Annotated in this window: 6 protein-coding genes and 1 rRNA gene; 1 reads left to right on the top strand and 6 read right to left on the bottom strand. The window is 53.5% G+C overall.

Going from position 1 to position 8,823, the window contains the following annotated elements:
• The 5 genes from B3K78_RS05080 to ilvY all read right to left on the bottom strand — a co-directional run.
• A 16S ribosomal RNA gene (locus B3K78_RS05080) occupies nt 1–351 on the bottom strand; the annotation flags it as partial.
• 670 nt (nt 352–1,021) lie between these two features.
• On the bottom strand, nt 1,022–1,633 hold the full coding sequence (gene msrQ, locus B3K78_RS05075) for a protein-methionine-sulfoxide reductase heme-binding subunit MsrQ (RefSeq protein ID WP_286694555.1): 612 nt from the start codon (nt 1,631–1,633) through the stop codon (nt 1,022–1,024).
• An 11-nt stretch (nt 1,634–1,644) separates the two neighbouring features.
• Nucleotides 1,645–2,610, bottom strand: a complete 966-nt coding sequence (gene msrP / locus B3K78_RS05070) for a protein-methionine-sulfoxide reductase catalytic subunit MsrP (protein ID WP_286694554.1) — start codon at nt 2,608–2,610, stop codon at nt 1,645–1,647.
• A gap of 52 nt (nt 2,611–2,662) precedes the next feature.
• Nucleotides 2,663–3,490: a CDP-diacylglycerol--serine O-phosphatidyltransferase gene (gene pssA / locus B3K78_RS05065; RefSeq protein ID WP_286694553.1), complete on the bottom strand. Its 828-nt coding sequence runs from the start codon at nt 3,488–3,490 to the stop codon at nt 2,663–2,665.
• A gap of 44 nt (nt 3,491–3,534) precedes the next feature.
• Nucleotides 3,535–4,446: an HTH-type transcriptional activator IlvY gene (ilvY, locus tag B3K78_RS05060; protein ID WP_204995346.1), complete on the bottom strand. Its 912-nt coding sequence runs from the start codon at nt 4,444–4,446 to the stop codon at nt 3,535–3,537.
• Nucleotides 4,447–4,577: 131 nt separating this feature from the next.
• Here ilvY and ilvC point away from each other — a divergent pair, with 131 nt between their 5' ends.
• A complete protein-coding gene (ilvC, locus tag B3K78_RS05055) occupies nt 4,578–6,053 on the top strand; it encodes a ketol-acid reductoisomerase (RefSeq protein ID WP_286694552.1) in 1,476 nt (491 codons plus the stop codon).
• Nucleotides 6,054–6,128: 75 nt separating this feature from the next.
• Here ilvC and B3K78_RS05050 read toward each other — a convergent pair whose 3' ends face one another.
• Complete coding sequence (locus B3K78_RS05050; protein WP_286694551.1) at nt 6,129–8,693, bottom strand: methyl-accepting chemotaxis protein; 2,565 nt, start codon at nt 8,691–8,693, stop codon at nt 6,129–6,131.
• Nucleotides 8,694–8,823: the final 130 nt, after the last annotated feature.

Below are 8,823 nucleotides of genomic sequence, written 5' to 3'. Positions count from 1 at the left end.
CTACTGCTGCCTCCCGTAGGAGTTTGGGCCGTGTCTCAGTCCCAATGTGGCTGATCATCCTCTCAGACCAGCTATAGATCGTCGCCTTGGTGAGCCATTACCTCACCAACAAGCTAATCTAACGCGGGCTCATCCAATAGCGCGAGGTCCGAAGATCCCCCGCTTTCCCCCGTAGGGCGTATGCAGTATTAGCTCGAGTTTCCCCGAGTTATCCTCCACTACTAGGTAGATTCCCACGCGTTACTCACCCGTCCGCCACTCTACTCACACCGAGGTGCTTTCGCGTTCGACTTGCATGTGTTAGGCCTGCCGCCAGCGTTCAATCTGAGCCATGATCAAACTCTTCAGTTCAATCTTTTACATCAGCCAGAGGCATGATGAGACGGTTACGCAAAACCTGCTTTACCATCTAAAATCTCGGCTCAGAGACGTGTTAATCGATTCTTCAAAATTTGAATTGTCGAGTTACTTATCTCTGAATATTTAATGTCGCAATATCCATCAACAAGCACCCACACGAATTACTTGATCTCATCTTTTTAAATAACTCAAAACCGCCAGGGCTTTGATATTCGCTTCAAGTTATCCCCGAAGCGAGGACGCGTATTATAAATACTTCGTCCTGTTTGGCAAGCGTTTTTTGAAAAGTTTTTAAAGCGTTTTCAAAAGCCGTTTTGCCGTCTCGCCTACCTCTTCAACCAGCACTTCCAACCTCAGCTGAAAGCCCGTCTCCGTAAGCGAGGGAGCGCATTATAGAGCCGCCCCTGGTAGAGTCAACCGCTTTTTGAAAAAGTTTTTAAACCGCTTCAAAAGCACCTTGAAACCACCCTCGCAAACCTCAGCAACACCACCTTCCAAACTTCCCGAAAGGCCCGTCTCCGTAAGCGAGGTGGCGCATTATAGAGACCCAAACCCCAGAGTCAACACACCGCAACAAACTAATTACAAAAAAATGACAATCGATCAAAACAGCAGCAATTAACGATCAAAACAACAGCAAGTTGATCAGCTCTTGAGCAGATTAGCGCGCGAGCTGGAAGCGCCGTAGACGCGGCAGGGCCAATACTACGATAAGCAGGCCATAAATCAGGGCCTCTAGATAGCTAGAGCGAACCTGCCAAACAACATGCAGCCACGCCAAGCCCATTACCGGATACATAAGCTGGTGAAGCTGACGCCAACGGCGCCCAAGGCGACGAACCGAATAGTTGTTAGAGGTGACTACCATTGGCAGCATTAGTAGCCAAGCTGCGAAGCCGGCGATGATGTAGGGGCGCTCGCTGAGCTCTTCCAAAACAATGGTCCAGTCCCATGCGAACAGGTAGGTGGCAACAACCAGTAAGTGAAGACTGGCATAAAAGCCGGCAAATAAGCCCAACATACGTCGAAACCGCAGCAACCGCGACCACCCCAACCAACTGCGTAGCGCGGAAACTGAAAAAACCACCAGCAGCGCACGAATCGCCCAGTCACCGGTCATCACTATTAACGCTTTAACCGGATCGGGCCCCAAGTCACCAAGGACGGCACCATAAACCACCGCAGCGAGCGGCAGCAGGCATAGCACGAACACCAGGGGCTTACCCCACCCCATCCCAAACGGTTGCCGGGCCTTTTCTGTCACATCAGCCATCAAGCCAACCTTCAGTAGTAGCGCCGCAGGTTCATACCTTTGTACAAACTGGCGACCTGCTCTTCGTAGCCATTGAACATCTGCGTGCGAATGCGGTTGGGAGACAACAAGCTGCTGGGCAGGCGTCGTTCATAGCGCTGACTCCAGCGCGGATGATCCACCTTGGGGTTCACATTGGCATAGAAGCCGTACTCGCGCGGCGCAATACCCTGCCAGCTGGTTTTGGGCTGACGCTCGGTAAAACGAATTTTTACGATCGACTTAATACTCTTAAACCCGTACTTCCACGGCACCACCAAGCGAATTGGCGCGCCGTTTTGATTTGGCAACTCTCTGCCATACATTCCCACACTCATTAATGTGAGGGGGTGCATGGCCTCATCCATCCGCAAGCCCTCAATATACGGCCAATCGATGGTTGAGAATGCAGAGCGCTGTCCGCGCATTTCAGATGGGCGATACAGGGTTTCAAACTGGATATATTTGGCTTTACTTGTTGGCTGCCACTGTTTGATTAAGTCACTGAGGGGAAAACCAAGCCAGGGAATGACCATTGACCATGCTTCTACACAGCGCAAGCGGTATACCCGTTCCTCTATGTCGACACTCTTTAAAATGTCTTCCAGTGCATACTTGCCCGGTTTATCAACCTCGCCCTCAACGTCGATTGACCACGGGTCGACTGTCAGTGCGCTGGCGTATTTCGCAGGGTCAGATTTATCGGTGCCGAACTCATAGAAATTGTTGTACCGGCTGGCATCTGAGAACGGCGTCTGTGCTTCACCTGTATAAAAAGGATTGTCCGCCCGCGCGTCCACCGGCGTGTGCGACAGCGGCGAAGGCGCAGAAAACGCCATCGGCGCCACGGCCATTGCCGCCATGGCTGCAGCCCCCTGCATAAACTCTCTGCGGCGGAGGTAGACCGCCTCCGGGGTAATTTCGCTGCTTGCAATATCATCGGACTTTTTTATCAGCATCGTCGCACTCCTCAACCATAACTAGTGATACGACGCAGCCACAGCGCCAGCGTTACACTTTTGGCGCTTTTACTCGTCGATAAATCGCTTGTACGGGCCCGGACAAGGCATAGAGCAAGACAATCCCCAGCAGTATCCGCGCGGGGTCGACCGAAACCAGGCCGAAGGCCAGCACAACCAATATCATCACTACAAAGGGAACGCGTCCGCGGAAATCGATGCCTTTGAAGCTGTTATAGCGGACGTTCATAATCATCAACATGCCAACGACGGCCATTAACACACCGACAACCGCCGCTAACTCAATGGGCAGCGCCACGCCGATCCAGCCCTCCTCGGCAGAAACCCAGACCACCCCCGCCATAACGGCCGCTGCAGCCGGACTTGCCAGGCCAGTGAAGTAGTTTTTGTCGGCGGTATCAATTTGGGTATTAAAACGCGCTAGCCGCAGCGCCGCACACGATACATAGACAAAGGCGACTGCCCAGCCGAACTTGCCGAGTTCCGATACGCCCCAGCTAAAAACAACCAGCGCCGGGGCAACACCGAAAGACACCATATCGGCAAGGCTGTCGTATTCCGCGCCAAACTTGCTCTGCGCATTCATCAAGCGCGCCACCCGGCCGTCGAGGCCATCGAAAACCATGGCCACGAATATTGCCATCGCAGCCGCTTCAAAGCGGCCATTCATTGCCGAAACAATGGCGAAGAAACCCGAAAACAGCGCCGCGGTTGTAAACAAATTCGGCAGCAAATAAATGCCACGCTTACGCACCGTTTTGCCGTCGACGGAGACTTCCTCTTCATGGTCGTCAATCAGCAGTAGCGCCTCTTTATCAAAGGCCGGCATCGACTTCTTTCCGGTTTGTTCGTCAGCCATAGTGTCCTTATCCGTTCAAACAGCAATTAAGCGTGCATGATAAATTAAATAGTGCTGCGGTACGATGACTGCGCACAGTCCCAAAATGCTTTTACCAGCGGGTCGGCCAGACGCTGTTGCCGCACCACCACGCCGATGTCCATACTCGGCAGCTCAGGCAATATTGTCACCACGCGCACCTTGTCGCGCAAAAAGGACGTATCGAGCACCAAGTCGGGCACGACACCAATTCCCAAACCCAAGCCCACCGTACTGACAATCGCCTCGTGACCACTCACTTGCGCGTAGACATTCGGCCGCAGGCGCTGGCGGCGAAACCACTGCTCGATCAGGCTTCGTGCGACGCCCCGCTCAGGAAGAATAAAAGGTAGTGTATTGAGCAGGGACGCGCTGAACTCCCCACCGTGGCCAGCAATTTGCTCACTGAGGGCGCAGGGAATATTCGGCACCAGCAACTGCAGTGAAGACCGGCTCAGCGGCAAGTAGTCGAGCCGACTGGGTAATTGCGGCGGGCGAACAGTAATTCCGAGGTCTTCGCCGCCATCAGCGATCCGGTCAACAGCATCAGCTTGGTCGCCGGTATGCAGTTTCAGGTCAATGCCGGGGTAGCGCTGACGAAACGTCTCCAAAATCGTACTGAGCACACTGTAGGCTGCGGTCACCGAACAGAACAGACTGATCTCCCCCTGCAGAGATTCTCCTTGTTGCCGCAGGCGCTGAGAAAGCGAGCGCCAACTCAACACCGCCTGCTCAGCGTAGCGCAAGAACTCTCTGCCGGCCGGTGTTAATCTGACACTGCGCCGATCCCGCTCAAACAAAGCCACGCCGGCTTCGTCCTCCAAGCGCTGTATCGCCCGGCTGACGGCTGAAACGCTGAGATGCATTGCCTCACTCGTTTTGCCAAAGTGCAGCGACTGGCTCAGGTGAATATAGATCTCCAGTTCTTTGGTTTTCACGGCGGCCTCAATCTCGAAAAATGCAACACAGTTTCCACTATATATCAATTTACGCAACAATAAAGACTTGCTAGAGTGCCTCCCACTAAAAACCCCCTTTACTACACGAGCACATAATCAGGAGCCTCACCATGGGTCAGAACTACTTCAACAGCTTGCCGCTGCGCCTGCAGCTCGAAGAGCTGGGTAAATGCCGTTTTATGGATCGCAGCGAGTTTGCAGATGGCTGCAACTACCTGAAAGGTAAGAAAATCGTGATTGTTGGCTGCGGCGCCCAGGGCTTGAACCAGGGCCTGAACCTGCGCGACTCTGGCCTGGACGTTGCTTACGCCCTGCGCGCAAGCGCGATCGAGGAAAAACGCCAAAGTTGGAAAAATGCAACCGAGAACGGTTTTACCGTCGGCACTTACGAAGAGTTGATCCCCACCGCTGACGTGGTGATGAACCTGACCCCAGATAAGCAGCACACCCCTGTGGTCAACGCGGTAATGCCGCTGATGAAAGAAGGCGCTTGCCTCGACTACGCGCACGGCTTCAACCTCGTTGAAGAAGGTATGCAGATCCGCAAAGACATCACCGTTGTTATGTGCTGCCCGAAATGCCCAGGCACCGAGGTTCGCGAAGAGTACAAGCGCGGCTTTGGTGTACCGACGCTCATCGCTGTTCACCGCGAAAACGACCCCAAAGGCGAAGGCATGGCCATTGCCAAAGCGCTGGCATCCGGTACTGGCGGCGACCGCGCTGGCGTATTGGAGTCCTCGCCAATTGCCGAAGTTAAGTCTGACCTGATGGGCGAGCAAACCATCTTGTGCGGCATGCTGCAAACCGGCGCGATCCTGTGCTTCGACAAAATGGTTGCAGAAGGCATTGAGCCCGGCTACGCCTCAAAGCTGATTCAGTACGGCTGGGAAACCGTTACCGAAGGCCTGAAACACGGCGGCATCACCAATATGATGGATCGCCTCAGCAACCCCGCCAAAATCAAAGCGTTCGATTTGGCCGATGAGCTGAAAGACATCATGCGTCCGCTTTACGAGAAGCACCAAGACGACATCATCAGCGGTCACTTCTCGAAAACCATGATGGAAGACTGGGCTAACGACGACAAAAACCTGCTGAACTGGCGCGCCGCTACCGCTGAAACCGCGTTTGAAAAGACGCCCTCTGGCGATATGGAAATCAGTGAGCAAGAGTTCTACGACAACGGCATTCTGCTTGTGGCAATGGTTAAAGCCGGTGTTGAGCTGGCCTTCGAGTGCATGGTTGCCGCCGGCATGAAGCCCGAGTCAGCCTACTACGAGTCGCTGCATGAAACACCGCTGATCGCTAACACTATCGCGCGTCGCAAACTGTATGAGATGAACGTGGTTATTTCTGATACCGCAGAATACGGCTGCTACCTGTTCGACCACGCTTGCCGCCCATTGCTGCAAGACTTTATGAGCAAGGTCTCTACCGATGTTATCGGCAAAGGCCTTAACGTCAAAGACGGCGGTGTTGATAACGCTGAGCTGATCGCGGTTAACGCAGAAATTCGCAACCACCCCGTTGAGGTCGTTGGTCAGAAATTGCGTAGCTACATGACGGCGATGAAGAAAATTGTCTAAACACTTTTAAGGCTTAGACAAAAGGGCGCCTACAGGCGCCCTTTTTTGTTGCATGCTTTGGTAATCGCGTTGATGTCAGCGCGGCGCATTCATCGCCGCTCTCTGATCGCTGGTGCCAACGGCGCTCCCCAAATCGAAATCGCCAACCATATTATTGAGCTCTTCCGCTTGAGCAGCCAGCTGCTCGGCAGCACTGGAAGATTCCTCAGAGTCCGCAGCGGCTGATTGCACAACCTTATCCATTGCCGCCATTGCCTTGGTGATTTCATCAATGCCCTTCGCCTGAATCTCACTGGAGCTGAATATTTCATTCACCAGCTCGGTCACCTGCCCAATGGCCGAAATAATGTCTGAAAAACCGCTATTGACCTCACTCGACAGCGCGCCGCCGTCCTCCGCAGATTCGGCGCTTTGCGCAATCAATGACTGCGTTTTATCTGCAGCGGTCTTCGCGCGAAGCGCCAGGTTCCTCACTTCTTCCGCAACCACTGCAAAACTGCGGCCTGCCTCTCCCGCCCGGGCAGCTTCAACCGCCGCATTTAGAGCCAGCAAGTTGGTTTGGAAAGCAATCTCGTTGATATCGCTGATAATATCCTGGGTATCTTGTGTCGCACTTTTAATTCGCGTCATCGCCGCCAGCATTTTCTCCATCGTCTCGCTGCCTCGCTCAGCAAGCCCCTGGGTCTGCGCCGCTCTGTCTTTGGCCAATCGCGTGCTATCCACATTCTTGCGCGTTTCCTCACTGAGGCTCTCCAAGGAGCGCCCGGTTTCCTCAAGGGAGGCCGCCTGCTGCGACGCGCCAATGGCCACCGAGTGACTACTCGACGCAATCAAACCTGCGGCAGACGACACCTGTTCCGACGCCACCGACACGTGGCTGAGCGAGCTTCGCAGCTGGGAAACCGCCGAATTCACATAGCCCTTCAGTTCACCAAAGCGCCCCTTAAAGTCGCTCTTCACCCTGCGCGTAAGCTGATTGCTCGCCACGGCTTGCATAACATCTGCCACCTCATTGATCGGCAGCGTAATGGCATCGAGCATAAAGTTAATACTCGACAACAACTCTAAGCTATCACCCTGAAAGCCATCTAACGTCGCTCGGTCATCAAGATAACCCTGACGGGCGGCCTCGATCAGCCGTGCAACCTCTGACATTGCCTGTTTGCGCTCGGTGATATCCGTGGCATATTTCACGACCTTGAAAACGCGCCCCCGCAGGTCTTTTATCGGCGTATAAGACGCTTGTATCCATATCTCACGGCCGCCCTTCGCCAAGCGCTTGAACTCACCAACACGAGCTTGACCCTGCGCCAGAGAACGCCAGAACTGCGCGTAATCTGCCGACTTGGCGTACTCGCCATCAACAAAAAGCCGATGATGCCGGCCTTTTATTTCCTCCAGCGAATACCCCATCGCCTGAAGAAAATTGTCATTTGCCGACAAGATCGTGCCATCGACTTCAAATTCAATAACTGCCTGACTCGCAGAAATACCCTCGATTTGCCCCTGATAATCGGCATTCACCCTCTTTTGTTGAGTGATGTCACTGGCATATTTCACTATTTTGAACACCTTGCCATCGACATCGCGAATTGGCGTATAGGACGCCTGAATCCAAACATCGTCACCGCGTTTATTGAGCCTGCAAAACTCGCCAAGTTTCGCCTGCCCCTCAGCCAAATCGAGCCAGAATTGCCTGTACTCCTGACCGGCTCGGAAAGCCGGGTCAACAAATATGCCGTGGTGCTTGCCAACCACCTCGTCAAGGCGATAGCCCATCACCGAAAGAAAGTTGTCATTGGCATCAATAATCGTTCCGTCGACATCAAAATGGATAACTGCCTGCACCGAATTAATTGCATCGATCTGACCTTTAAAATCCGCATGCAACATTTTCTGCTCAGTGATATCAGTGGCGTATTTCACCACCTTCACCACATCACCTTGAACATCTCTGATTGGCGTATAGGAGGCTTGAATCCACACGACTCGGCCACCCTTGGCAATGCGTCGATATTCACCTACCTGCGCGTCGCCGCGAGCCAAGGACTGCCAAAACAGTGCATAGTCGCTAGAATTCCGCGTTTCAGGCGAAACGAACATCGAGTGATGCTGGCCTTGTATCTCGTCAAGCTGGTAGCCCATCGTTTGCAGAAACAAGGAGTTGGCATCAAGGATAGTGCCACTGGGGTCAAACTGAATGACTGCCTGGCTGGCATTGATCGCCGTAATCTGCCCCAAATAGTCGAGGTCGAGCGCCTTCTGCCGGGTAATATCGCTCGCGACTTTAATAATGCGCGTAACGTGCCCCTCGTCATCAAGAACCGGGTTATACGAGGCCTGAATCCAGAATACTGAACCATGCTTGTCGTAGCGGCAAAACTCCCCGCTCTGCGACTGGCCGCCGCGAAGTGACTGCCAGAATGCACGGTATTCCTGCGAGGCAGCATAGTCGGCGCTGACAAATACCCGATGGTGCGAGCCCTTCAGCTCGTCGCTACTGTAACCGGATACGTCCAAGAAATTCTGGTTCGCTCTTAGAATATTGCCGTCGGGGTCAAACTCTATGACGGCCTGAGACTCTTCTATCGCCGCAAGGGTCTGAAGCAACTGATCTCGGCTGGGTGCTGAGGGGGCCATGACAATGCGTCCTGATTATTTATATTGGTGTTTCAGGGAAAGCAGTAGCAATACTTTCTTGACGAGTGTGGTTAAAAATCAAGCGACTGACTATACGTAAAGTCCGCTCGCAAGCCGCCAGCGGATAATT

This window comes from Spongiibacter sp. UBA1325, from assembly GCF_002306875.1.
Lineage (GTDB): Bacteria > Pseudomonadota > Gammaproteobacteria > Pseudomonadales > Spongiibacteraceae > Spongiibacter > Spongiibacter marinus.
This window is presented reverse-complemented; position numbering and strand designations above follow the sequence as displayed.

Coding starts and splice junctions, on each gene's coding strand:
- ilvC (WP_286694552.1), top strand. CDS start 4,578: ATGGGTCAGAACTACTTCAACAGCTTGCCGCTGCGCCTGCAGCTCGAA.
- B3K78_RS05050 (WP_286694551.1), bottom strand. CDS start 8,693: ATGGCCCCCTCAGCACCCAGCCGAGATCAGTTGCTTCAGACCCTTGCG.
- pssA (WP_286694553.1), bottom strand. CDS start 3,490: ATGGCTGACGAACAAACCGGAAAGAAGTCGATGCCGGCCTTTGATAAA.
- msrQ (WP_286694555.1), bottom strand. CDS start 1,633: ATGGCTGATGTGACAGAAAAGGCCCGGCAACCGTTTGGGATGGGGTGG.
- msrP (WP_286694554.1), bottom strand. CDS start 2,610: ATGCTGATAAAAAAGTCCGATGATATTGCAAGCAGCGAAATTACCCCG.